The 23,114-nt window shown below is 61.6% G+C and carries 20 protein-coding genes; 7 read left to right on the top strand and 13 right to left on the bottom strand.

The features are described from left to right. The first annotated feature begins 173 nt into the window (after positions 1–173). Together LOY50_RS14230 and LOY50_RS14225 are read left to right on the top strand one after the other, a co-directional pair. The gene (locus tag LOY50_RS14230; protein WP_003201837.1) at positions 174–647 is read left to right on the top strand and encodes a (2Fe-2S)-binding protein; all 474 of its coding nucleotides are present in this window, start codon (positions 174–176) and stop codon (positions 645–647) included. Positions 648–659: 12 nt separating this feature from the next. After that, complete coding sequence (locus LOY50_RS14225; RefSeq protein WP_258687816.1) at positions 660–2,897, top strand: xanthine dehydrogenase family protein molybdopterin-binding subunit; 2,238 nt, start codon at positions 660–662, stop codon at positions 2,895–2,897. Between the two features lie 46 nt (positions 2,898–2,943). Here LOY50_RS14225 and LOY50_RS14220 read toward each other — a convergent pair whose 3' ends face one another. The 3 genes from LOY50_RS14220 to LOY50_RS14210 form a co-directional block, all read right to left on the bottom strand. After that, complete coding sequence (locus tag LOY50_RS14220) at positions 2,944–3,852, bottom strand: AraC family transcriptional regulator (RefSeq protein WP_258687814.1); 909 nt, start codon at positions 3,850–3,852, stop codon at positions 2,944–2,946. 243 nt (positions 3,853–4,095) lie between these two features. Next, the gene (locus LOY50_RS14215) at positions 4,096–4,842 is read right to left on the bottom strand and encodes a YkgJ family cysteine cluster protein (RefSeq protein ID WP_258687811.1); all 747 of its coding nucleotides are present in this window, start codon (positions 4,840–4,842) and stop codon (positions 4,096–4,098) included. 227 nt (positions 4,843–5,069) lie between these two features. Then, entirely contained in the window at positions 5,070–6,146 is a 1,077-nt protein-coding gene (locus tag LOY50_RS14210; RefSeq protein WP_258691196.1) for an alpha/beta fold hydrolase, read from the bottom strand. Between the two features lie 300 nt (positions 6,147–6,446). Between LOY50_RS14210 and LOY50_RS14205 the strand changes: the two genes are divergently transcribed. After that, positions 6,447–7,595 (top strand): MalY/PatB family protein, encoded by a 1,149-nt coding sequence (locus LOY50_RS14205; RefSeq protein WP_253474754.1) that lies wholly within the window; start codon positions 6,447–6,449, stop codon positions 7,593–7,595. 149 nt (positions 7,596–7,744) lie between these two features. Here the strand turns inward: LOY50_RS14205 and LOY50_RS14200 are convergent, their stop codons facing one another. After that, positions 7,745–8,149: a VOC family protein gene (locus LOY50_RS14200; RefSeq protein WP_253474750.1), complete on the bottom strand. Its 405-nt coding sequence runs from the start codon at positions 8,147–8,149 to the stop codon at positions 7,745–7,747. Between the two features lie 187 nt (positions 8,150–8,336). On the opposite strand from LOY50_RS14200, the gene LOY50_RS14195 reads away from it, so the two are divergent. Continuing rightward, on the top strand, positions 8,337–9,194 hold the full coding sequence (locus LOY50_RS14195) for an SDR family oxidoreductase (RefSeq protein ID WP_258691195.1): 858 nt from the start codon (positions 8,337–8,339) through the stop codon (positions 9,192–9,194). Positions 9,195–9,354: 160 nt separating this feature from the next. Here LOY50_RS14195 and LOY50_RS14190 read toward each other — a convergent pair whose 3' ends face one another. Genes LOY50_RS14190 through LOY50_RS14180 form a run of 3 tightly spaced genes read right to left on the bottom strand, consistent with a single transcriptional unit; the run spans position 9,355 to position 10,840 of the window. Next, positions 9,355–9,804 (bottom strand): DUF421 domain-containing protein, encoded by a 450-nt coding sequence (locus tag LOY50_RS14190; protein ID WP_024618528.1) that lies wholly within the window; start codon positions 9,802–9,804, stop codon positions 9,355–9,357. A 7-nt stretch (positions 9,805–9,811) separates the two neighbouring features. After that, a complete protein-coding gene (locus LOY50_RS14185) occupies positions 9,812–10,330 on the bottom strand; it encodes a hypothetical protein (protein WP_258691194.1) in 519 nt (172 codons plus the stop codon). Between the two features lie 9 nt (positions 10,331–10,339). Then, entirely contained in the window at positions 10,340–10,840 is a 501-nt protein-coding gene (locus LOY50_RS14180) for a CinA family protein (RefSeq protein WP_258691193.1), read from the bottom strand. A gap of 167 nt (positions 10,841–11,007) precedes the next feature. Between LOY50_RS14180 and LOY50_RS14175 the strand changes: the two genes are divergently transcribed. Further along, on the top strand, positions 11,008–11,619 hold the full coding sequence (locus tag LOY50_RS14175) for a Yip1 family protein (RefSeq protein WP_258691192.1): 612 nt from the start codon (positions 11,008–11,010) through the stop codon (positions 11,617–11,619). A gap of 403 nt (positions 11,620–12,022) precedes the next feature. On the opposite strand, the gene ligD is transcribed toward LOY50_RS14175, so the two are convergent. Genes ligD through LOY50_RS14155 form a run of 4 tightly spaced genes read right to left on the bottom strand, consistent with a single transcriptional unit; the run spans position 12,023 to position 18,173 of the window. Then, on the bottom strand, positions 12,023–14,632 hold the full coding sequence (gene ligD / locus LOY50_RS14170; protein WP_258691191.1) for a DNA ligase D: 2,610 nt from the start codon (positions 14,630–14,632) through the stop codon (positions 12,023–12,025). Continuing rightward, positions 14,629–15,792, bottom strand: coding sequence for a carboxylate-amine ligase (locus LOY50_RS14165; RefSeq protein WP_258691190.1), 1,164 nt, complete (start codon positions 15,790–15,792; stop codon positions 14,629–14,631). Before LOY50_RS14165 ends, ligD begins: the two co-directional genes overlap by 4 nt. Continuing rightward, the gene (locus LOY50_RS14160) at positions 15,764–16,777 is read right to left on the bottom strand and encodes a class I SAM-dependent methyltransferase (RefSeq protein WP_258691189.1); all 1,014 of its coding nucleotides are present in this window, start codon (positions 16,775–16,777) and stop codon (positions 15,764–15,766) included. Before LOY50_RS14160 ends, LOY50_RS14165 begins: the two co-directional genes overlap by 29 nt. A gap of 10 nt (positions 16,778–16,787) precedes the next feature. Next, positions 16,788–18,173, bottom strand: coding sequence for an iron-containing redox enzyme family protein (locus tag LOY50_RS14155; RefSeq protein ID WP_258691188.1), 1,386 nt, complete (start codon positions 18,171–18,173; stop codon positions 16,788–16,790). Positions 18,174–18,497: 324 nt separating this feature from the next. On the opposite strand from LOY50_RS14155, the gene LOY50_RS14150 reads away from it, so the two are divergent. Beyond that, positions 18,498–19,835: a sodium:proton antiporter gene (locus LOY50_RS14150; protein WP_258691187.1), complete on the top strand. Its 1,338-nt coding sequence runs from the start codon at positions 18,498–18,500 to the stop codon at positions 19,833–19,835. A gap of 148 nt (positions 19,836–19,983) precedes the next feature. On the opposite strand, the gene LOY50_RS14145 is transcribed toward LOY50_RS14150, so the two are convergent. Beyond that, entirely contained in the window at positions 19,984–20,520 is a 537-nt protein-coding gene (locus LOY50_RS14145) for a hypothetical protein (protein ID WP_003201795.1), read from the bottom strand. A gap of 153 nt (positions 20,521–20,673) precedes the next feature. Between LOY50_RS14145 and LOY50_RS14140 the strand changes: the two genes are divergently transcribed. After that, positions 20,674–20,904 (top strand): hypothetical protein, encoded by a 231-nt coding sequence (locus tag LOY50_RS14140; protein ID WP_258691186.1) that lies wholly within the window; start codon positions 20,674–20,676, stop codon positions 20,902–20,904. Between the two features lie 153 nt (positions 20,905–21,057). Here the strand turns inward: LOY50_RS14140 and LOY50_RS14135 are convergent, their stop codons facing one another. Beyond that, positions 21,058–22,986, bottom strand: a complete 1,929-nt coding sequence (locus tag LOY50_RS14135; RefSeq protein ID WP_253474716.1) for a PAS domain-containing sensor histidine kinase — start codon at positions 22,984–22,986, stop codon at positions 21,058–21,060. Positions 22,987–23,114: the final 128 nt, after the last annotated feature.

Genomic DNA, 23,114 nt, shown 5'->3' with positions numbered 1-23,114 from the left:
GTCAATTTAGAGGCTGGCTCCGGCAAAGCTGGTACTTCAAAACAGAAACTTGAGCCGACATGTCCGGCAGCTATTCGCACGATCAGGCAATTATCCGCCCGGATCGTGCAATCGCCCCTCGGCATTGCTTTCTATAGTTAACCAGAGCCAAACCATCTGGAGCTGGTCCCCCTATGAGCGCCCTGAACATAAACGGCCGTGAATACACGGTCGACGTAGACCCAAGCACCCCGATTCTCTGGACCCTACGCGACACGCTAGGCATGACCGGCACCAAGTTCGGCTGCGGTGCGGCGTTGTGTGGCGCCTGCACCGTGCACCTGGATGGCCAGGCCATTCGTTCCTGCGTGACGCCCATTGCCGCCGCCGAAGGCAAGAAGATCACCACCATCGAAGCGGCAACCAACGGCAGCGACCCGGTTGGCAGCGCCGTGCACGAAGCGTGGGTCAAGCATGACGTGGCGCAATGTGGCTACTGCCAGAGCGGCCAGATCATGAGCGCCACCGCTTTCCTCAAGGCCCAGCCCAAGGGCAAGCAGCCCACGGCCGCCGAGATCGACTCGGCCATGGCCGGCAACATCTGCCGCTGTGGCACCTACGCCCGTATCCGCGCTGCGGTGGCTGATGCCGCCAAAGCCCTTGCCTGATCGGAGCTGACCATGTTGAACGAGATTTTTCCGAACGAGCAACCTCGCGCCTTGCAGCACCTGCTTGAACGCGACGAGGCTGACGGCCCCGCTACGCTGCCGCGCCGCAGCTTTCTCAAGATCGTCGGCATCGGCGGGCTGGCCTTGGGGGCGTTTCCACACTTGGCCCTGGCGCAGGAGGCCAATGGCGCCGCTGCGTCGCTCAAACCGACCCAGCAACCCTCGGCATTCGTGCAAATCGCCCCCAGCGGCGAGGTCACGGTGACCATCAACCGGTTGGAGTTCGGCCAGGGCGTACAGACCGGCTTGCCGATGATTCTTGCCGAAGAACTCGATGCCGACTGGAGCCTGGTCCGCAGTCGCAACGGCAACAGTGACGCCGCCTACATGGACCCGGCCTTCGGCATCCACCTCACCGGCGGTTCCAACTCGATCAAGAACAGCTATACCCAGTACCGCGAACTCGGCGCCCGTGCCCGCGCCATGCTGCTGAGTGCCGCCGCCGCGCGCTGGAACGTGGACGTGGCGAGCCTGAGCACCCAGGCCGGTATGGTACTCGGCCCGGCAGGCCGTAAAGCGAACTACGGCGAACTGGCCGAAGCCGCGATGGCGATGCCGGTGCCCGAGCAGATCACGCTCAAGGATCCCAAGGACTTCCGCATCATCGGCCAGGCCACCACCCGTATCGATGCCAAGGCCAAGAGCAGCGGCCAGCAGGATTTTGGCATCGACATGCATCTGCCGGGGCAGCTCACCGCTGTCGTCGCCCGACCGCCGGTGTTCGGCGCCAAAATCGCATCCCTGGATGACAGCGCGGCACGTGCCACGAAAGGTGTAAAAGCGGTGTTGCGCGTACCACTGGACGGCGGAGCCGAAGGTGTTGCGGTGGTCGCCGACAGTTACTGGCAGGCAAAGCTGGCACGCGATGCGCTGAAGGTGGAGTGGGATGCGAGCGCTGTAGAAAAAGTGGACAGCGAGAAACAATTGGCTCAATACCGGGAACTGGCCAGCCAGCCCGGCCCATTGCACTTTGATGCCGACATGACACCGCTTGCCACCGCGCCGCATCAACTGGACGCCGAGTTCGTGTTCCCCTACCTCGCCCATGCCCCCATGGAACCGCTCAATTGCACCGTGCAGCTAGCCGGGGATGGTGCTCAACTGTGGGTCGGTACGCAGTTCCCCGGCGGTGATGGTGCCGCGGCCGCCAAGGTGCTGGGCCTCAAGCCAGAGCAGATCCAGGTGAACGTGCAGACCGCCGGCGGTGGTTTTGGCCGGCGCGGCGTGCCCACCAACGATTTTGTCGTACTGGCTTGCGAGGTCGCCAAGGCCGCGCGCACCGCCGGGGTCAACGCCCCTATCCGCACTCTTTGGAGCCGGGAGGACGACATCAAGGGCGGTTACTATCGGCCCATGCACTTGCACCGTGCGCGCATCGGTTTTGACGACAGCGGCAAGGTGCTCGCCTGGGACCACGCCCTGGTGGGTCAATCGATCATCACCGGCACCGTGTTTGGCGGGCGGGTGAAAAACGGTATCGACCCGACCGCCACGGAAGGCCTGCGCAATCCGTACCCGGTGCCCATGCGGCTGACGGTTCATCACCCCAAGCTCAACGTTCCCGTGCTGTGGTGGCGCAGCGTGGGCTCCACCCATACGGCGTTTGTGATGGAAACGCTGATCGATGAGATTGCCCGCACGACCAAGCAGGATCCAGTGGCTTACCGGATGAAACTGTTTGGCGAGCAGAGCCCACGCCATCGCGAGGCGCTGCAATTGGCCGTGGACAAGAGCGAGTATGGCAAGCGCCAGTTACCGGCGGGCCATGCCTGGGGCGTGGCGGTCCACGAGTCGTTCAGCTCGGTGGTGGCCTACGTCGTCGAAGCCTCGGTGCAGGACGGTCGTCCGGTACTGCACAACGTGACGGCCGGTGTGCACTGCAACCTGGCGGTCAACCCTCGCAGTGTCGAGGCCCAGGTCCAGGGCGCGGCGCTGATGGGATTGTCGATGTGCCTGCCAGGTGGCGCGATCACCCTGAAAGATGGCGTGGTGCAGCAGAGCAATTTTGCTGACTTCAGCGTGCCGCGCATTACCGACATGCCGACATTTGCCGTCCACATCGTGCCCAGCGCCGAGCCTCCTACGGGGATGGGTGAACCCGGCCTGCCAGCGTTGGCCCCGGCTTTTGCCAACGCGTTGGCGAGCCTGACGGGGAAACCGTTGCGTGAGTTGCCTTTCAAACTGGCGTGACAGGCGTGTGAGGCTGTCTGGTCGCAATGCCAGGCAAGCCTCACGATCACAAGCGAATGCGCTTGATATCCCGCTGCGGTGGCGCACCAAACAAGCGGCTGTATTCACGGCTGAACTGCGAGGCACTTTCATAGCCAACCAAGCCCCCTGCACTGTTCGCGTCGACATTCTGGCTCAACATCAACTGCCGAGCGGCTTGTAGCCGCAGCTGCTTCTGGTATTGCAACGGACTCATTCCGGTCACGGTGCGAAAATGCTGGCGAAACGTGGATGGACTCATGTGCGCTTGTGCCGCCAGATCGTCCATACGCAACGCCTGGCGAAAATTCAGTTTCAGCCAGGCGACTGTCTTGGCGATGTGCTGGCTGGGTGACCCGGCAGCGATCACATGCAGCAACTGTGGCGCGTGGGCACCGCTCAACAGCCGAGCGATGATCTCTTCCTTGATCAGCGGCGCCACTGTCTCAAGCAGCGACGGTTCGTCCAGCAGGTCTATCAAGCGTCGCAGGGCGTCCAGCACCCCGGCATCCAGCGCTTGTACGGTAACCGGTCGAAACGCGTCGTCCCTCATGCGTTGCGACAACTGCATGCGCTCGGCCACCTGCATCACCATCGTGCCGTCGAATCTCAGCATCATGCCCAGGAACGGCTTGGCGACGCTGGCTTGGGAGACATGGGAAATGACCGGCAGATCCACGCAGGTCACCATGGACTGGCCGGGTGCGTAGGTCAGTATCTCGTCCCCGAGCATGGCTTGCTTGCGGCCTTGCAAGGTCACGCCGATACCCAGGCCATAGATGCAGTGCGTCGGCGCGGTGATCGCGTTGCGCCGATGCAGGCTCAAGCCGGCAATGGCGGTGATCTGGTCGCCTTCGCTGGGCACAAGCTGGCTGACCGAGCCGGCCAGGCGACTGATGTCGCTGGCGCCCTGGTCGCTGTTGAAATCGGTGTGCACAGTTCACTCCTTGAAAACATCGGACCCACGACTTGCGGTGATGGCGAACACTGTTCGGCATCACCCTAAGTCGTTGATCAATATGGACGCAGTATGCTGGGTCGGCGGTTCGAGTCGCTTGCCTGATTGAGGCAATTTCTTACTCGATTTAACGATCCGTAGCTCGCATCAGTCACCTCGGGCCAGAAATGACTATGTGTTTCAGGAGTTGGCTGGGCACAAAGTGATGGTTTGGCTGGGTGCCTAAAGATTCTGGAAGATGTAGCCGGTTGACTGTTGATCATCCAGCGCGACCCCCACTTGCTGCAGTCGTTGGGCCAGGTCCGGCGTTTCGACCCGCACTTTCCAATCCAGGCCTGTCGGTGCCACGGGGGCGCGATCGTAGCGAATGATCGCTTCAGCCAACCGCGCCCGATCAGGCAAGTACACCGCCAACGCGTTGCCCTTCCAAGCGGCGACGTTCATGCCCAGCGCTTCACACAGCGCAATCTTGGCCTGGGCATCGTCCCTGTCCGCCTGGCGGGAACGTTCGATCTGATCGGCCAGGATCGGATCGACCACGCGGTCGGTAAACAAGACCTCTTCCGCCTCCCAGACCTCCGGCGGACAGACCTTGTCGGCAGGACGCAAGGCAATGAGCGGATTGATTTCCATCGGGTAGATTCGACAGACCAACGGCCGCTCTTCATAAATACCGCAACGGCCATCGTCGCCGAGATTGCGGCACTGCGTCAGCGCATTGCCCGCCAGTACCGCAACGACTCGAATCTGGGCATCGCCACTGGTGACTTCCACGGCCCGTTGGGCGCTATGGGCAAATTGTCGAGGCTCCGAAGGCCAGGTCGACTCATCGAACGCCTCCAGTACGACCGCCACCTCATGTCCGCGTTGCAGCCACTGCCTTGCCTCGTCCAGCGTCAGTGGAATCAGCCGACCTTTGCAGCAAATCCCGCAGCCGTTGCAGGCAAAGCGGATCGCGTTGTTTTCCATATCAAGCACTCGCACACATGTTTTCGATGGCCTACAGAAGCCCCTGCCACTCGGAGACATCCGTGGCAGGGCCTCAGGACCGCGAGAGTATGTGGAGCGAAATGCCAATCCGCTTGCCGGATCCGCCGGCATGTTTGCCTGATCCAAGGTGATTTCAAGTATCAGCCCTTGGGCGGAAAATCCGTTGTTTCAGGCAACCCTTCACTTCAGATGCCGGGAACGCGGCATCATTGAAGATGATCGGCGTCGATCACCGCCTGGGCGAACGCCTGCGGCGCTTCTTGCGGCAAGTTGTGGCCGACACCGCCATCGATCAGGCGATGCTCGTATTGGCCAGTGAAACGCTTGGCATAGGCTTCGGCAGGCGGGTGCGGAGCGCCATTGGCATCACCTTCCAAGGTGATGGTCGGCACGCCGATCGACGGGAACGTCGCCAGTTTCTTTTCCAGCGCGTCGTATTTGGCCTCGCCCTTGACCAGGCCCAGGCGCCAGCGATAGTTGAAGATTGAAACGGCGACATGATCGGGGTTCTGCAAGGCGGCGGCGCTTCGCTCATACGTCGCGTCATCGAAGTTCCACTTGGGTGACGCCAGCTTCCAGATCAGCTTGGCGAAGTCGTGGGTGTTTTTCTCGTAGCCGAGGCGGCCACGTTCTGTCGCAAAGTAGAACTGATACCACCACTGCAGTTCGGCGGCCGGTGGCAGCGGTGCCTTGCCGGCCTCTTGGCTGCCGATCAGGTAGCCACTCACCGCCACCAGCGCCTTCACCCGCTCCGGCCAAAGGGCCGCGACAATGTCGGCGGTGCGTGCGCCCCAGTCATAACCGCCGAGCACGGCCTGCTTGATATTCAGTGCGTCCATGAAATCAATCAGATCGCTTGCCAGTGCAGAAGGCTGGCCGTTGCGCAGGGTCTTGGCCGACAGGAAACGCGTATCGCCATAACCGCGGGCGTACGGAATCAGCACGCGATAGCCCTTCTCTGCCAGCGCTGGCGCCACATCCGCGTAGCTGTGAATGTCATAGGGCCAACCATGCAGCAGGATGACCACCGGCCCATCGGCGGGACCGACCTCGGCATAGGAAACGTCCAACAGGCCGGCCTTGACGTGCTTCAACGGGCCGAACGACGTGTGACTACCCGGGGTAATGGCGCCGATGGTGCTGGCAGGTACTTCGGCGGCGTTTGCCTGCGACGAGGCAAGCCCCAGGGGACAGAGTTGCATCATGGCGAGCACCAGGATGGAAGGCGCGAGCAGGCGATGAAGGCGTGGTACAAACGTGTGGTGCGTCAGAGTCGTATCCATGGTGGATCTCCTTGCAAACGACGGGTGAGCCCGTGAGACCCCTTGGACGGTCTCGATGGGTTCATTTGACGCTGGCGAGGTATCCCGGATGTGTCATCGAAGCGCTTAAAAGAAACAATCCGTATCTGTACAGGTGGTGGATACACAGAGATACATGCGTATGCGCAAGGCTCGGTTTGCCGGACAAACCGAGAGGTGCAGGGAATCACCTGGGTCAGGATGCCAATGTTGTCGGCATTTCTCATTGGCCTTTGCTTTATGATGTTCGCCATCTCAACTCGCTGACTGATGGGAGCCCCCATGACTTTCGATTTCGACACGGTATTGGAGCGCCACGGCACCGGCAGTACCAAATGGAGCCGCTACCCGGCCGATGTGTTGCCAATGTGGGTTGCCGATATGGACTTCCCTGCCCCCCCCGTGATCATCGAAGCGCTGCACAAGCGCCTGGAACATCCGATGCTGGGCTACAGCGTGGCCCAGGACGATCTGCGTGCCGCCGTCGTGGCCGACCTGTGGAGCAAGTACGCCTGGCGCGTCGAACCCCAGCAGATTGTGTTCCTGCCGGGTGTCGAACCGGGCTTCAACATGGCGCTGCATGCCTTGGTAGAACCCCAGCAGAATGTCGTGGTGCAGGTGCCCAACTACCCGCCGCTGCGCAACGCCCCGGGTCACTGGCAGTTGAACAAAGTGGAATTGCCATTCAACCCGGTCAACGGTGAATTCCACACGCCATTGGCTGCGTTGCGCGAAGCATTGCAGGGCGGTGGCGCGCTGTTGCTGAGCAATCCTCACAACCCGTTGGGCAAGGTGTTTGACCGCCAGGAACTCAAGGCCGTGGCAGACATTTGCCTGGAGCAGGACGCCTGGATCATCTCCGACGAAATCCATGCCGAACTGTGCTTCGACGGCCGTGTGCACATTCCAACCGCCTCCCTCAGCCCGGAGATTGCCGAGCGCACCATCACCCTGATGTCCGCCAGCAAGGCCTTCAATATCGCCGGGTTGAAAACCTCGTTCGCGATTATCCAGAACGCCAAGCTGCGCGAACGGGTCAACAGCGCCCGGGCCGGCATGGTCGACAGCGTCAATGCCCTGGGCCTTGAAGCGACCCGTGCGGCCTATAGCGAGGCCGGCCCGTGGCTAGAGGCCTTGAAGGCATATCTGCAAGCCAACCGCGATTACCTGGTCGAAGCGGTGAACTCTCGCCTGCCGGGCATCACCATGACCGTGCCCCAAGGCACTTACCTGGCTTGGCTGGATTGCTCCGGGTTGGGGCTGGATGACCCGCAAGGCTTTTTCCTGAAAGAAGCCAAGGTGGGGCTCAGTGCAGGCCTGGATTTTGGCGACGACGCCGGTCAGTTCGTGCGCTTGAACTTCGGCTGCCCGCGGGCGCTGCTGGAGGAAGGGATTGCGCGAATGGAGCGTAGCCTGAAGGCCAGGGGCTGATCCAACAGGCGCCAACAATCCATTGTGGCGAGGGCGCTTGCTCCCGCTGGGCTGCGAAGCAGCCCTCAGATAGTTTGGGGGCCGCTACGCGCCCCAGCGGGAGCAAGCGCCCTCGCCACACAAGCGCCTAGCCATGCTGGATTTGTGCGTTATTCATGCATATCCGGCGCATGGACAAAGCACAGCTTGTTGCCCTCCGGATCGCGGCAATAGGCCCCGAAATAACCTTCGCAATACTGTGGCCTCGGGCCGGGTGGGCCTTCGTCGATACCGCCCATGGCAATCGCCTGCTCCCAGGCAGCACGCACGGTTTGCGGCGAGTCAGCGGCGAAGCTCACTTGCATGCCATTGCCCCACGTAGCGGGCAGGCCATTGAAAGGCAACTGGACGAAAACCTGTGGCCAATGCTTGCCGGGGCGCTGCCACCCCTCCCCCGGCGGGCCTGAGTCGTGTTCACCCTCGATGCGCTCCAGTCCCAGGCAGCCGAGGACGGCGTCATAGAAAGCGACCATTTTCGGCAGGTCGCGCGCGCCGATCTGTATGTGACTGAACATGGTCCTGCTCCTTATCGAAACCCGTACGTTCATTGAAGAACATCGCTTCATCTGACGCTCGTCGCAGCGCTCTGTTCACCGACGAAACGCTCGTCATCACGCTCATCGACTGACAATAAAATCCGACCGAACTCTGCCCGAAACCCCACAGTCCACCCTCCATCGCAACCAAGCCTGGAGAACGACAATGGTCGAATACCCTTTCCCACCTTTCCCGAAACAAAGCCAGCCGGTGCCCGGCAACCAACGGAAAATGGACCCCTACCCGGACTGCGGCGAACAGAGCTACACCGGCTCCGGACGACTGGCGAACAAAATCGCCCTGATCACCGGCGCCGACAGCGGCATCGGTCGCGCCGTCGCCATTGCCTTTGCCCGTGAAGGCGCGGACGTGGCGATTGCCTACCTGGACGAGCATGAAGACGCCAAGGAAACCGCGCGCTGGGTCGAGCAGGCCGGACGCCAATGCCTGTTGCTGCCCGGTGACCTGGCAAACAAAGACCAGTGCCGCAAAATCGTCGACGAAACCGTCGCCCGCTTCGGGCATATCGACGTCCTGGTCAACAATGCCGCGTTCCAGATGACCCATGAAAGTCTCGAGCAAATATCCGACGAAGAATGGGTGCGTACGTTCGATATCAACATCACGGCGATGTTCAGGATCTGCCAGGCTGCCGTGCCGCACATGAAGCCGGGTGGCTCGATCATCAACACCAGTTCGGTCAACTCCGACATGCCCAAGCCGACGCTGCTGGCGTATGCCACCACCAAGGGCGCCATTGCCAACTTCACCGGCGGCCTGGCGCAAATGCTCGGCCCCAAGGGCATCCGAGTGAACAGCGTGGCACCAGGACCGATCTGGACGCCGCTGATCGTGGCGACCATGCCCGAGGAAGAGGTACAGCATTTCGGCTCCCAGACCCCGCTCGGGCGCCCCGGCCAACCGGTGGAAGTGGCGCCGATCTATGTGCTGCTGGCCTCGGACGAAGCCAGCTACATCTCCGGGACTCGCTACGGGATTACCGGAGGCAAGCCGATACTGTAGGGATAGAAGCGGCGTAGGAGCTGTCGAGTGCAACGAGGCTGCGATCTTTACCAAGACACCTGGGGCTCAAGTGAAAGATCAAAAGATCGCAGGCTTCGCCAGCTCCTACAGACCCGACGGGAGCAAGTTCTCGCCACAAAAAAGTGCCCGACGACAGCGCTCAGGACGGCTCCTTGGCAATCACCGAAATCTTCCCATTGCGCTCGATGATCGCAAACTTGATCTGCGCCAGGGTCTCGATACCCTGGCTCGAGCGCGCCGCCTCCATGATGTCGGCTTCTACCAGCCGGGCATGACGCATCCGGCCCTGGAGGATTCGCCCGTCCTCGACGATGACAGTCGGGCCACCATCGATCAGTTGTGACACCCATTGGGAACGTTGCTTGAGCAACGACAATCCCACATCGATGGCGATCAGCGTCACGATCACCATCAGCGCGTTGGTGAGCGAAAAATCATCCCCTAGCAACGCCTGCTGCGTCGCCTCGCCGATGATCATCAACAACACGAAGTCGAAGGTGGTGAGTTCCGCCAGCGACCGGCGTCCGGCGATCTTGAACAACACCAGCAATGCCAGGTAAATCGCAGTTGCCCGCAGCACCGAATCCATAGGTCACCTAAGGGAAAATGAACTGATTGAAACTGACCGCAGCACCGCCGGAGATGGCGATGCGGCTGTGGTAGGTGCCCAGCCCTTCGCCGAGCAATGACAGATGCAGGCTGGCCTGCCCCCGCTCATCGGCCTGGACCCGGAGTGTCATGCCCTGCCCCGCGCCTGCCGAATGTATTGGCGCCGGTTGTAACGCTTGCACCTCGAAACCTTCCAGCCAGTCGCCGCCCAACTCGACTTCCAGCACGGCGCTGGGTTGTCCCTTGAGACGAATGACCATGGCGTTGGTGGAGCCGTTGCGGTGGAAGGCCTCGTATTCGACGCCGAGGCTACCGTCGCGGCTTTGCAGCTCCCGGCTGCTCAATGGCCCACGGGAAAACAGCCCCAGCAAGGTCAGGATCACCAGCAGCACCAACACGTACCAGCCCACTCGCTCGAAGCGCCAGACCTTGTTCTGGAAGGCCATGTCTTCACGCACCGGAAACTGCCGGCTGCGGTGGTCGTCCTGCTCGTATTGATCGGTCATGATCTCTTCCTACCGACGCTCACCGGCCACAGCCCGCTGGTGAAAGGCCGGCAATTGCTGCAACGCGTACTGCGCTGCCCACAGTTGCACCTGGCCGCGACTGCCAAAGAAGCGTTCGCAGCGGCTGAACAGCGATCGCTGGCCATTCACATCGAACGCCCAGGCAAAACACACGGTGCCGGCAGGTATGCCGTCCCTGTCGTCTGGCCCGAGCAGCCCGGTGGTCGCCACTGCGACATTGGCATTGGCGTCGCGCAAGGCGCCAAGGGCCATCTCCTCGGCCACTTCACGACTGGTGAGATTGAAGGTATCGATGGTGCGTGGACTGACACCAAGCAAGCGCTGCTTGGCTTCAGGGGAATACACCACATAGCCGCTTTCGATCAGTGAACCACTGCCCGGGACCTCGGCCAACAACGTGACGATCTGCCCGGCGGTACAGGACTCGGCCGTGGTCAGGCGCAGGTCATGCTCGCGTAGATAATCAACCAGGATTTGAGCAGCAGTCATGGCAAAGGGTCCTTCAGGGATGCTGATGGGTTGACTCTTGCCGTTGTGATTCATTCCCTTTATCGCGCCCTCGCCCTGCGCCGAGAAATAAATGAAACCCCTGTCTTTTGCTGTACCTCAAACCTATAAGGGCCTCATGCAGAGGCCATCCCGATCAGGAGGTCGTCATGTCTGCACCTTTCGTCAAACTGTTCACGCACCCTGATTTCGCCTGGACAGACATTCGCGAGCAGGAACAGGCTCATCCGCGCCACTACCTGAATCATTTGCTATTGCTGGCCCTGATTCCCGCGGTGTGCCTGTTCATCGGCACCACCTGGACCGGTTGGAGCCTGGCCGAAAACGAAACGGTACGTCTCAGCCGCGCCAGCGCATTTCAATTGTGCGTGCTGCTGTACCTGACCATCGTGGTCGGCGTTGCGCTGATGGGACTGTTCATTCGCTGGATGTCCCGCACCTTCGACGTTCGCCCGACGGTCAACCAATGCATCGGCTTCGCCGCCTACACCGCGACGCCATACTTCCTGGCCGGGATCTTCGGGCTCTACCCGAATCGCTGGCTGGCGGTGGCGGTGTTGTTACTGGCCTCGGCCTACTCGACATTCCTGCTGTTCGTCGGATTGCCCAAGTTCATGAACCTCAGGAAAGAACAGGGCCTGCTCTACTCGACGAGTGTCTGGGGCGTCGGCTTGCTGGTCCTGGTGACAATCCTGGTGGAAATGATCCTGCTGTGGTTCAACTACCTGCAGCCGGAATATCTGCGACTGCCGGTGGGCTGAAGGTAATACTGCACCCGCCAATGACAGCGGTGTTGCAGTGCTCATCGCGAGCAAGCTCGCTCCCACATGGGTTTACGGGTGTTCACAGTATCTGGACACACCAAAAAACCTGTGGGAGCGAGCTTGCTCGCGATGAGGCCAGCAAGCTCAAAATCCATATAACTGAACCACCGCCATCGCAAGCAAGCTCGCTCCCACAGGAACCAGGTCGGCTGTTAGGCCGCCTCGTGGCGGCCCACGGAGCAATGCCGGAGTGAGGGCACACCGAGCCTAGGCGAGGTGCCGAGTGGTGGGGCAAAGCGCTTTTGGTTACTTTTGGCGCTCTTCCAAAAGTGACCCGCCGTAAGGGCGGAACCATAAGCCGCCGTGACCGCAGCAATGGATATTCACCCCCCAAAACACCTCAAGTCTTCCTCATACCAATACGCCTCCGCATCTCAGCCGTAATACTCTGCCGAGTCCGCTTAAGCCCAGCCCAAGGCTCATGCCCCACTTGCGCCAAACGCTCATGAACGTTATGTACATTCCACAAATTCGCCCCCTTGAGCTCAGCCACCTCCTCACGAAAAATAGGCACCGACACCGGCAACCCTTCCCGGGTCCGAGCCGCGTAGGCACAAATGGTGGTAGCGCCTAACCCATTGCGCAGGTAATCGATGAAAATCCGCCCCACACGGTTCTTCGGCCCCGACACCGCCGAAAAACGGTCCGGCAGCAGCTTGGCCATGTGACTGACAATCGCATGGCTGAACCCCTTGACCTCATCCCAACCCAGCTTGCGCGTCAGCGGCACCACCACATGGATGCCCTTGCCACCGCTGGTCTTGAGAAATGCCTTGAGCCCCAGCTCATCGAGTACCGATAAGGTGAGCTGCGTCGCCTCGACCATGCTTTTCCAGGGCAGCGCCGGATCCGGGTCAAGGTCGAGGACGAAGCGGTCAGGCTTGTCCAGGTCGACGGAGGTGGCATTCCAGGTGTGCAGCTCCACCGTGCTCATCTGCACCGCGCCGATCAGCGCCTCGGCGTTGTTGATGATCATCACCGGCTGCCCGGTCAGCGCCTTGTCCAGACTGGTAATGCCGGGAATCGCCAGGCGCTCGGCGTTCTTCTGGAAGAACAGTTCCCCGGCGATGCCATCCGGCGCCCTGACCAAGGCCACCGGGCGATCCGCCAGTTCCGGCAGGATGAATTCGGCCACACTGGCGTAGTACTCGGCCAGTTGCAGTTTGGTGGTGCCGCTGCTGGCGTCAATGACCCGCTCCGGATGGGTGATGCGGACCTTGCCGTCCAAGGCCGGTGCCTTGGCCTTGCTCTTGGTTTTGGCCGGTGTCGCGCCAGGCTCATCCTTGGCTTTGGTTTTTTTTGCGGCAGCGTTTTTTTTCACGGGCTTGGCCAGCTCCTGGGTGATGTCCTTGGCCGGCTTGTCGTTGCGCAAGCCGTGGAAGACCGCATGGCGCACCGAGCCGTCCTTGGTCATTTCGGCAAAGGCCACTTCGGCCAACAGCGTCGGTTCGAGCCAGTGCACGCCCTTGGCTTCGTAACCGGTGGGCGGATTCACCACGGCGGCCTTTTTCGTCTCCAAGGGCAGCAGTTGCTGGTAGATGCTTTTAAGGGTGGTTTCGTTGAATCCGGTGCCGACCTTGCCGGCGTAGCGTAACTGGCCGCTGTCGGCATCATGCAGCCCCAGCAGCAAGGCACCGAAGGCGCTGCGAGCGCCCTTGGGATCGCTGAAGCCCACCACCACGAACTCCTGGCGATTCTTGCACTTGAGCTTGATCCAGTCATTGCTGCGCCTGGACACATAGGCACTGCCGATGCGCTTGCCGATCAACCCTTCCATCTGCATCTGGCAGGCGCTGTCGAGCAGCGCTTCGGGGGGTTGCTCGAAAGCATCGGAAAACCGCAGCAAGGGGCTTTCATTGGGCTCCAGCACTGCAGCCAATGCCGCCCGGCGTTCTTGCACCGGCACTTTGCGCAAATCCATGCCGTTGAGGTAAGGCATGTCGAACAGGTAATAGGCGATCTTGCCGCTGCTGCCGGCCTCGAAGGCATTTTGCAAGGCCTGGAAGTCCGGCACGCCCTGGTCGTTGGCAACCACCATCTCGCCGTCGAGCCAGGCCGATTCCAAGCCCAGCGCAGCCAAGGCTTCGGCCTGCCTTGGCAATTTGTGGGTCCAATCATGGCCGTTGCGAGTCAGCAGCCTTACGTCGCCGTTTTCGATGCGTGCCATGACCCGGTAACCGTCGAACTTGATCTCATAGAGCCATTCGCCGTCGGGCGCGCTTTCCACCAGCGTTGCCAGTTCCGGCTTGAGGGTTTCCGGCAACGGCCCGGCGACCACGCCACTGAGGGTGGTTTTCGAGGGGCGTTTCGGCGGTTTCGGCTGGACGGCTTTTTCCGGTTGTTTCACCGCTTTGGCTGCGGCGGCCTTGCCGCGACGCTTGGGCACGAGGGTGCGATCGCTGAGCACGCTGTCCGGTTCGGCCTGGACCACGTCGTATTCGCTCTCGGGGCGGGCGGCCTGGTCCTGATGCTTGATCAGGAACCACTGCTCCTGCTTGCCGGGCATGTGGGTGCGCACCAGGTTCCACAGGCCGCTGAGCTTTTCGCCTTGCAGTTCGAACTTGAGCCGGCCTTTTTCATAGGCCTCATGGGGATCATCCTGGGGAATCCAGACGCCCCGGTCCCAGACGATAACGTCACCGGCGCCATAATGGCCCTCGGGAATGTTGCCTTCGAACGTGGCGTAATCCAGCGGATGGTCTTCGACATGCACCGCCAGGCGCTTGGCTTTCGGGTCCAGGGAGGGGCCTTTGGGCACCGCCCAGCTCTTGAGTGCGCCGTCCAGCTCCAGCCGAAAATCGTAATGCAGCCGCGAGGCGTCGTGTTTTTGAATGCAGAACTGCAAGGCATGGGCAGTCTTCGCCGATTTGCGCGAGCGCTTCGCCGCCGGCTCCGGGGTGGCGGCGAAGTCACGCATGCGATTGTAGTCATCCAGGGTCTTGCTGCTCATGGCCCACCTGCCACCTGTAGCAACGCCGGATCGGCGACCGGCAGCCCGGCGGTTTCCGCGAGCAATTGATCGACCACGCGGCTCAAGGCCTGTTCGACGGAATCGCCCAGCAGCAGCCCCTGTTCGAAGAGGACGATTTGCCGGTCGGCGCTGGTGCCTTCCTGCACCATGCGGCGCACCTGCTTGAATACGTCCTGGACACCCAGCTCTGCTGCGGTCTCACCGAAGGTTTGCTCGGCCAGGGTCAACCATTCACCGATCAGCATCGGCTGCTCCTGCCCCTCGACGATAAACTCCGCAAGAATCCCGTGACGCTTGGCCCGCCAGCGATTTTCCTTGAGGACCCACTGGGACATCTGGCTGTAGTGGGCACCAGGCCGGCGCTGCGCCACGGCATGGGCCACCATCAGGCGAAACAGCGAGACCAGACAGAGGACGTCGTCGACCCGCGGACAGGCATCACAAATGCGCAGTTCCAGCGTGGGATAACGTGAGGACGGCCGTATCACCCACCAGCAATCGCTGGGCTGGCGAATGGACCCGGTGCGCATGAGCATGTCGACGTAGCTGGCGAACGTCGACTCGTCTTCGAAATACTCCGGCACGCCCATGCGCGGCCATTCATCGCAGGCCACTTGTCGATAGCTGCTGAAGCCACTGTAGCCACCGTTCCAGAACGGCGATGAAGCGCTCAAGGCCAGGAACATCGGCAACCAGGGCAGGATCTCATTCATGACCCGCACCCGATCCTGGGTGGCCGGAACTTCCACATGGACATGCAGGCCCGACAGCACGCTGCGCCGCGCCACCCTCTGGTAATCATCGAACAGTTGCTGGAAATGCAGCTCGTCGGTCGGCTGCAGCACTTGGGTCGTCATCGGGTGTGAACCGGCGCTGAGCAGACCCAGGCCATACGGTGCCAGCCGCTGGTTCAAGCCCGTACGCACCTGGCTCAGGTAGTCGGCAGCCTCTGGCAGGCTGCGAAAGATGGGCGATGCCATCTCGACCTGGCACAGGAACATTTCATGCGCGAAATGCTTGCCCAGCTCGGCCTGGCACGCAGCGACAGCCTCTGCGGGTGGCTCACCCGGCATGCAACGGGTTTGCAGATCGGTGATGAAGTACTCCTCTTCAATGCCGAATTTCATGCGCCTGTTCATCGATAATCCCTCCGATAACCCCGCCGATACCTGCGCCAATGCGGGTTACAACCAACGCCACCACGGCGATCCTTTCCACGTCCTGATAACCCGGCGTCAGCAATTCCTCACCAAACACGTCCGGGTCCAATTCCTTGTAGGTCCAGCCGAAATCCGCCGAGTCACGCCATTGGCCCAGCGCCTCCAGGAACGGGTCGCGCCCATCCACCATCGCCACGCCGGTGTAGAGCACCAGCGAGCCGCCCGGTGTGAGACGGGGCAAAGCCTGTTCGACGATGCGCAACGACAGCCCGGCGCCCAGTGCGCCGCCGCCATGGCGATAGGCGCGTTCGGATGGATCAGCCATGTACGGCGGGTTGGCGACGATCAGGTCGAAGTTGCCTGGCACGTCCTGCAGCACGTCGCTGCGAGCGACCTCGACATTGCCCACCTCGGCCAGCGCAGCGTTCACAGCGCTCAGGCGCAAGGCTTGTGGGTTGATGTCCACCGCCAGCACTTGCGCTTCACGCCGGGCGCGGGCAATCACGATCGCACCGACGCCGGCGCCACAACCGATGTCCACGGCGCGATGCACCGCCGTGAAGTTCTGTTGCAGATGAGTATGGATCAGTTGGGCGAAGCGGTAGCTGTCAGGGCCGAAAAACACCGCATCGGTGGTCTGCGTGGGAAACTGCGAATGAGCGAACAGCAAGCCATCCAGGCTCGACCAGCGCACCCGGCTGCGCAGCAGGCCGTCGCGCTCTTCCAGCACTTGGGCTTCTTGCAGTTGCCGCTGTTCATCGGCGCTGATCAGTCCCGGCGCAAACGGCCGCGACCAGCCGAACACGTCCCGCAAGGTCTTGGCGCGTTCATTGCCGGGCCGCTGGTTGACCCGCTCGTGGGTCAACGGCGTCGGGGTAATGAAACGGTAGCCGTCGGCTTGCAGGCGCCGGCCCAGTTGCAACAGCGCAAGGTCCGTCTCGGACAGGCGTTCTTCCTCATTCATGCAGGGCTCCCTAGCGAAGTGCGGATTTGAGTTCGATGAAGCGGCGAGTCGCCAACAGCCCCGCCGGATGGCTATGACGCCGAGCACAGAGCCACGGCATCAGAACCTGCATCTGTTCGTTGGGCGCCCGGCCTTGCAGTGCCTGTTGCAGACTTTGCACATCGGGATCATCCATCGGCGTCGCGGGCGCGCACGCCGCAACCGGGGCACGCCGGACGCCGGACTTCGTGCCCTCGTCCAGCCAGTCACCGGCAATCCAGTCGTGCAGCAGCTGTTTTTCGTAGGGGCTGAACACCCCGAACATGGCCGCCCCTGCGCCGTCGATCAGCGTCCAGAAACGGCTGTTTTGCGGGTCTTCATGGCGCTTGATCCAGCCTTTGTTCTGCATGGCCGCCAGGAATCCTTCCAACTGGCCCGGCGCTGAGAGCCACTGGTTGACGGTCTTGCCTTCGAACTTGCAGTAATCGGAATGCATGTGCTGGCCGAACGGTCGCTTGCGTTCGAGCATGTCCAGCACTTCGCGATCCAGGTCGAAGGTGCCGATGATGGCCCGGCTGCCCTGCCCCAGGTCATTGAGGCGATAGCCCAACGTGACCCGCTGCCAGAAGGCCTCACGGTCGGCTTCCATCGGCATCAATTGCAGCAGCGCTTGCACGGCCTTGTGGGCGTGGCCGGTACTGGCATTGTCGATGGTGACGTGGAGGGTGAAATAGTACGGATCGATGTCCAGCTCGCTCAGCTCATAGGCGCTGATCAACAGATGCAGGGGCAATTGCTCATAGCCCAGGTTGTAGCCGATGACCTCTGGCAGGTATTCGTCGCCGGCGTAACCCAAGGCCAGTTGCACGGCGCCTTGCAGATAAAGGTCGTCGTCGATGTCCGGGGCATCCGACAGGTCGTGTTCGGCGAGCAATTTGCGATAGAGCACCACGTGGTTTTGCGCGGGATGACCGTCCCCCAGCTCTTCCAGGTAGGTGCATAGCAACCCTTCGAAACGGTGATCGTGCCAGTGCTTGACCACGCCATACAGCCAGGCGCCGTCCACCCGTTTGGTCGGCGCCACCGCCTGCAGGAAGTACAGGGCGTGGGCCTTGCCGCTGAAGAACTCCCGCGCGCCGCCCTTTTTGCGCCGCTCCAGGTAGTCAGCGTATTGCCGGGCCACTCCGGCGCTGTGCTGCTCGACCCAGGCCGGCAGCGCCATGGGGTCATCGGGCATCTCCTGGGGAAGCGCCGCGGCCTTTGCGATGCATTCCTGGAGGAACGCTTGGGCGACGGCTTGCTTGTCAGCGTCGTCGGGGCCCTGGAACAGTTGTTCATAGCATTGGCGCACGTGTCCGTTATGGGTGACAGCCTGGACGGTTGCCGGCCGGGATTGAAGGGGTGTCAGCGCAGTCATAAGGGCCTCTTGGGTTCTCGGCGGACGCTGAATCAGAACGTCTCTTCTGTTGCAGAGCGCTGGCAACGGCGAAAAATTCCGTTGGGTTGAAAGGCAGGCGGATAAACGGGTTGTCCGTTCACGAGGGGAACCCTCGTTTCGTTCCAGCCCTCGAATATTGAGAACCGCCCAGCTGTTGAATGTGACAAAAACGCTGTTGTGGCGAGGGAGCTTGCTCCCGCTGGGTCGCGAAGCGGCCCCAATGCCGCGAGCGCTTCGCACTCGAGCGGGAGCAAGCTCCCTCGCCACGGGGTTAGTCGGCACCCGGTTATCCAAGGAGCAACGATGACTTTCACAGTATGGGTAGCGGTGCTTGGTGCGGTGTTGCTGACCCTGGCCTTGACCTCCTCCTATCTGCGCTGGATGCCGGTCACCACCTCGGCGATGTGCCTGGTGCTGGGCGTCGTCATCGGGCCGATGGGATTGGACGTGCTGAAGCTGGACATCAGCGACTCGTCGGTCTGGATGGAGCACCTCACGGAGGTCGCGGTGGTGTTTTCGTTGTTCGTCAGCGGCCTCAAGTTGCGTTTGCCCCTCAAGAACCGTACCTGGCGTGTCGCCTTTGGGCTGGCCGGGCCGGTGATGATCCTGTGCATCGCCGGCCTGTGCCTGGCATTGCATTATCTGTTCGGCCTCAGTTGGGGCGTGTCGATGCTGATCGGCGCGATGCTGGCACCTACCGATCCGGTGCTGGCGGCGCTGGTGCAGGTCAACGATGCGCGGGATGACGACCGGGTACGTTTCGGCCTGTCGGGCGAAGCGGGACTGAACGACGGGACGGCGTTTCCTTTTGTGATCCTCGGCCTGTTGATGCTGCGCGACGACGGCAGCGGTTTTCTCGGTGAATGGTTGTTGCGTAACGTCCTCTGGGCGGTGCCGGCCGGTTTGCTGGTCGGCTACTGGATGGGCCGCGGCATTGGCAAGCTGACCTTGTCGATGCGCATCAAGAATGCCGACAGCACGCTGTCGCCCAATGACTACCTGGCCCTGGCGCTGATTGCCCTGGCCTACGTCGTGGCCGAGTGGATCCAGGGCTACGGCTTTCTATCAGTGTTCGCCGCCGGCCTGGGGCTGCGCCAGGCCGAGGTCAAGTCCACCGACGAAGCGGCGCCGCCGGCAGAACACCTGGTGCAACCGGTGGTGGGCCACGAAACCGTCGATCCCCAGCAGGCTGTCCTCGGTGACACCGAGTCGCTGGACGATGGTCAATTGGCCGCAGGGGTCATGATGAGCGACATGCTCGCATTCGGCAGCCTGGTGGAGCGATCGATGGAAGTGTTCCTGGTCACCCTGCTTGGGGTCGTGCTGGCCAACCACTGGGACTGGCGGGCCTTGGCGATCGGTGCCCTGCTGTTTGCCGTCATCCGCCCGTTGAGTGTGCTGGCGTTACCCTGGGGGCGACTGCTCGACGGACCGCAACGGCTGCTGATCGGCTGGTTTGGCATCCGCGGGATCGGCAGCCTGTTTTATCTGTTTTTCGCCTTGAACCATGACCTGCAGCCGGAGGTGGCGCAACTTTGCATCAACCTCACCCTGTCGGTGGTGGCGTTGAGCATTCTGGCCCATGGCGTCACGACCCAACCGACCCTGGCATGGTATGAGCGCCGCAAGCAGCCGAGGTGAGGCACTGCGGCAGGAGATGAACGCTGTTGTGGCGAGGGAGCTTGCTCCCGCTCGGTTGCGCAGCAACCGCAAAGCTTGGGGCCGCTTCGCAGCCCAGCGGGAGCAAGCTCCCTCGCCACAATGATGTTCGTCCTCAAGAGAGCGTGGCTCAACCGCCAGGATCGCCCATCTGGATATAGACCGAATACACCCCCAGCAATACCCAGAAGGTGGCGAAGATCCATGGCGTACGCACCGAGAACAGCAGCGACTTGCGGTAGCCTTTGTGCGTCGACTCCCGCTCGCTGAACAGCGGTGATTCGTCGTAGGCCAGGCCCATCAAGGGTTCGGCGCGCAATAACTCGCTCTGTTTGAAATGCCAATGATCGATGATTTCGTAGGCCGCCTTGATGCCCGGCCAGGCATTGAGCGAGCTCAGGAACCCCAGCAAGGCCAGGAATGGCGGCACGATCAGCGTGAACAACTTGCCCCACTCCGGGTTCAGGTTGGCCATGCACGAGGCAAAGGCGATCACCAGGAAAGATTGGGCGGCCAGGTAAGCATCGGTTCGGTTGGCCAGGATGCTGGTTTCGTACTGGATCTCCCGGCGATAGAAATCCAGTCGTTCCTTGGGTGAACCGAACAGTTTGGCGTTGTGTTCCGTCAGTTCTTCTTCCGGGGTTGGCCCGGTGAGTATTCTGGGCATTGCGCAGGCTGAGCCTCGGTGATGATTCGGACTCATTAGAAGAACCCGGCAAACGGCAAGTTCAAGCCAATGGACCGCAGGTGCATCCAACGTCCGAGGAAACGCTCCCCAACCGCCAGGGTCTCTAGTTCGTAAGGGCAAGAGGACGCTTGTGTGGATTATCTTGGATGGGTGCAATGGCCAGCGATGCTCGTCACGGTGCTGGCCGCCTGGTTGATCGGCTCCCGCCAACCGCGACACCGGGTGGCGGGATTCAGTTGTTTTATTGCCAGCAATATTCTGTGGGTGATCTGGGGGCTTCATACCCACGCGTATGCATTGATCGTGTTGCAGTTTTGCCTGTGTGCGATGAATTTGCGTGGGTTCAAGAAAAATACCGAATAAGCCCCGGCTCTTGTGCTGTAGGAGTTGCCGAAGGCTGCGATCTTTTGATCTTTCGCTTGGGACTCAAGTGTCTGGGGAAAGATCGCAGCCTCGTTGCCCTCGACAGCTCCTACACAGCTCCCTTGCCACAGGAGGCGGACGTTGCATTGCTGACTATTTCATCGTCTGCCCAATGATCTGCACCAGGTCAATCTGCTTGAACGGCTTGATCAACCGAGGCAATTGCGTGGCGAAACCTTCCAGGCGTTCGGCATAACCGGTGGCCAGGATGATGGGCAGGTTCGGTTGGCGGTCGCGCAACAGCTTCGCCAACTGCGCACCGTCCATCTGCGGCATGGCCATGTCGGTGATTACCAGGTCGATGTCTGGGTTGCGCTCATACAGCTCCAGTGCCTGGGCGCCCGATGGCGCGCAAAGGACCCGGTGCCCGAGGTCCTCGATCAACAGGCGCGTGCTGGTCAGCACCAGGCTGTCATCATCGACCACCAGCACTTTCAGCTCATCGACTGGCTGCGTTGCTTCCTGGATCGACGCTTTGCCCGGTGCCGGGTTGTTCGCCACCGGTAGCCACAACTGCGCGGTGGTACCGACACCTTTCTGGCTCCTGAGCGTCAGGCGTCCCCCCAGCTGCTCCGCCAGGCCATGCACCATGGACAACCCCAGGCCCGTGCCCTTGCCGACACCCTTGGTGGTGAAGAACGGGTCCACGGCCGAGGCCAGCGTGGCTTCATCCATGCCCTCGCCTTCATCGGTAATCGCCAGGCAAATGTAGCGCCCAGGGACCATCGGCTTGTCCGGGGCCGCATCACACCCTTGCCGCTCATCGGCGGTAATCATGAGCTGGCCGCCATGGGGCATGGCGTCCCGGGCGTTGGTCGCCAGGTTGAGAATCGCCAGTTCCAGTTGGTTGACATCGGCCAGCACCGGCGACAGCGCCTCGGCGAAACGGGTCTGGATGTGTATCGACGGGCCCAGGGAGCTTTGCAGCAGGCCGCTGATACCCTGCACCAAAGCCGACAGCTCGACCGACTCGTAGGTCAGTTTTTGCCGACGGGCAAACGCCAGCATGCGCTGGGTCAGCGAAACCCCGCGCAGCGCGCCCTGGGTCGCGTTGTCCAGCAATTGAGTGAGTTTCGGCTCGTTGGGCATGCGCTTGCGCACGATCTCCAGGTTGCCAAGGATGACCGTCAACAGGTTGTTGAAATCATGGGCGATGCCGCCGGTGAGCTGGCCGATGGCTTGCAGTTTCTGGGATTGGAACAGCGCCTCGCGGGCCTGCTCGAGGGCCTGCTGGGCCTGGGTGGCATCGGTAATGTCGCGGGTGATCTTGGCAAAGCCCAACAGCATGCCGGTGTCGCTGCGGATCGCATCGATGACCACGTGGGCCATGAAGCGCGTGCCATCCTTGCGCATGCGCCAACCTTTCTTCTCGAAGCGCCCTTCGCTGGCGGCGATGCTCAACGCGCGCTGTGGTTCGCCGGCATCGCGATCCTCGGGGGTGTAGAACATCGAGAAATGCCGGCCGATAGCCTCGGCCGGAAGATAACCCTTGATCCGCTGCGCCCCCAGGTTCCAGTTGGTGACCTGGCCTTGCGGGTCGAGCATGTAGATGGCGTAATCGGTGACGCTTTGCACCAGCAGGCGGAACTGCTGCTCGCTTTGCTTGAGGGTTTCCTCGGCCATCTTGCGATCGGTCAGGTCGCGGGTGATCTTGGCGAAACCAAGCAAGGTGCCGCTCTGGCTGTCGATGATCGGATCGATCACCACATGGGACCAGAACAGCGTGCCGTCCTTGCGCACCCGCCAGCCCTCGCCTTCAAAGCGCCCCTCATGCACGGCCGTGTCCAGCGCCCGTTGCGGCAGGCCGGCAGCGCGGTCCTGATCGGTGTAGAAACGGGAGAAATGCTGGCCCAGGATCTCGGATTCCTCGTAGCCCTTGAAGCGCCTGGCGCCAGAGTTCCAGCTGGTGATGATGCCCGAGGGGTCGGTCATGTAGATGGCGTAGTCGACCACAGCGTCGATGAGCAGGCGAAAGCGCTGTTCCTCGTTCATGAGTGGGGTCTTGGGGGCGTTCTCAAGCATCTGGCCGGGGCATCCGTGTGGACTTTTTTCGGAGTATGGAACAAGTCTGGTGCCAGGAAAAATTATTCCCAGGCTATTCACAAACCCCAGCCCTGATGGATTCCCCTGTGGGAGCGAGCTTGCTGGCG

This window comes from Pseudomonas sp. B21-010 (assembly GCF_024749325.1).
GTDB lineage: Bacteria > Pseudomonadota > Gammaproteobacteria > Pseudomonadales > Pseudomonadaceae > Aquipseudomonas > Aquipseudomonas kilonensis.
This window is presented reverse-complemented; position numbering and strand designations above follow the sequence as displayed.

What these genes read in the sequence shown, in the direction of transcription:
- LOY50_RS14230 (WP_003201837.1), top strand. Translation starts at nt 174, where the DNA reads ATGAGCGCCCTGAACATAAACGGCCGTGAATACACGGTCGACGTAGAC.
- LOY50_RS14225 (WP_258687816.1), top strand. Translation starts at nt 660, where the DNA reads ATGTTGAACGAGATTTTTCCGAACGAGCAACCTCGCGCCTTGCAGCAC.
- LOY50_RS14215 (WP_258687811.1), bottom strand. Translation starts at nt 4,842, where the DNA reads ATGGAAAACAACGCGATCCGCTTTGCCTGCAACGGCTGCGGGATTTGC.
- LOY50_RS14210 (WP_258691196.1), bottom strand. Translation starts at nt 6,146, where the DNA reads ATGGATACGACTCTGACGCACCACACGTTTGTACCACGCCTTCATCGC.
- LOY50_RS14205 (WP_253474754.1), top strand. Translation starts at nt 6,447, where the DNA reads ATGACTTTCGATTTCGACACGGTATTGGAGCGCCACGGCACCGGCAGT.
- LOY50_RS14200 (WP_253474750.1), bottom strand. Translation starts at nt 8,149, where the DNA reads ATGTTCAGTCACATACAGATCGGCGCGCGCGACCTGCCGAAAATGGTC.
- LOY50_RS14195 (WP_258691195.1), top strand. Translation starts at nt 8,337, where the DNA reads ATGGTCGAATACCCTTTCCCACCTTTCCCGAAACAAAGCCAGCCGGTG.
- LOY50_RS14190 (WP_024618528.1), bottom strand. Translation starts at nt 9,804, where the DNA reads ATGGATTCGGTGCTGCGGGCAACTGCGATTTACCTGGCATTGCTGGTG.
- LOY50_RS14185 (WP_258691194.1), bottom strand. Translation starts at nt 10,330, where the DNA reads ATGACCGATCAATACGAGCAGGACGACCACCGCAGCCGGCAGTTTCCG.
- LOY50_RS14180 (WP_258691193.1), bottom strand. Translation starts at nt 10,840, where the DNA reads ATGACTGCTGCTCAAATCCTGGTTGATTATCTACGCGAGCATGACCTG.
- LOY50_RS14175 (WP_258691192.1), top strand. Translation starts at nt 11,008, where the DNA reads ATGTCTGCACCTTTCGTCAAACTGTTCACGCACCCTGATTTCGCCTGG.
- ligD (WP_258691191.1), bottom strand. Translation starts at nt 14,632, where the DNA reads ATGAGCAGCAAGACCCTGGATGACTACAATCGCATGCGTGACTTCGCC.
- LOY50_RS14165 (WP_258691190.1), bottom strand. Translation starts at nt 15,792, where the DNA reads ATGAACAGGCGCATGAAATTCGGCATTGAAGAGGAGTACTTCATCACC.
- LOY50_RS14160 (WP_258691189.1), bottom strand. Translation starts at nt 16,777, where the DNA reads ATGAATGAGGAAGAACGCCTGTCCGAGACGGACCTTGCGCTGTTGCAA.
- LOY50_RS14155 (WP_258691188.1), bottom strand. Translation starts at nt 18,173, where the DNA reads ATGACTGCGCTGACACCCCTTCAATCCCGGCCGGCAACCGTCCAGGCT.
- LOY50_RS14150 (WP_258691187.1), top strand. Translation starts at nt 18,498, where the DNA reads ATGACTTTCACAGTATGGGTAGCGGTGCTTGGTGCGGTGTTGCTGACC.
- LOY50_RS14145 (WP_003201795.1), bottom strand. Translation starts at nt 20,520, where the DNA reads ATGCCCAGAATACTCACCGGGCCAACCCCGGAAGAAGAACTGACGGAA.
- LOY50_RS14135 (WP_253474716.1), bottom strand. Translation starts at nt 22,986, where the DNA reads ATGCTTGAGAACGCCCCCAAGACCCCACTCATGAACGAGGAACAGCGC.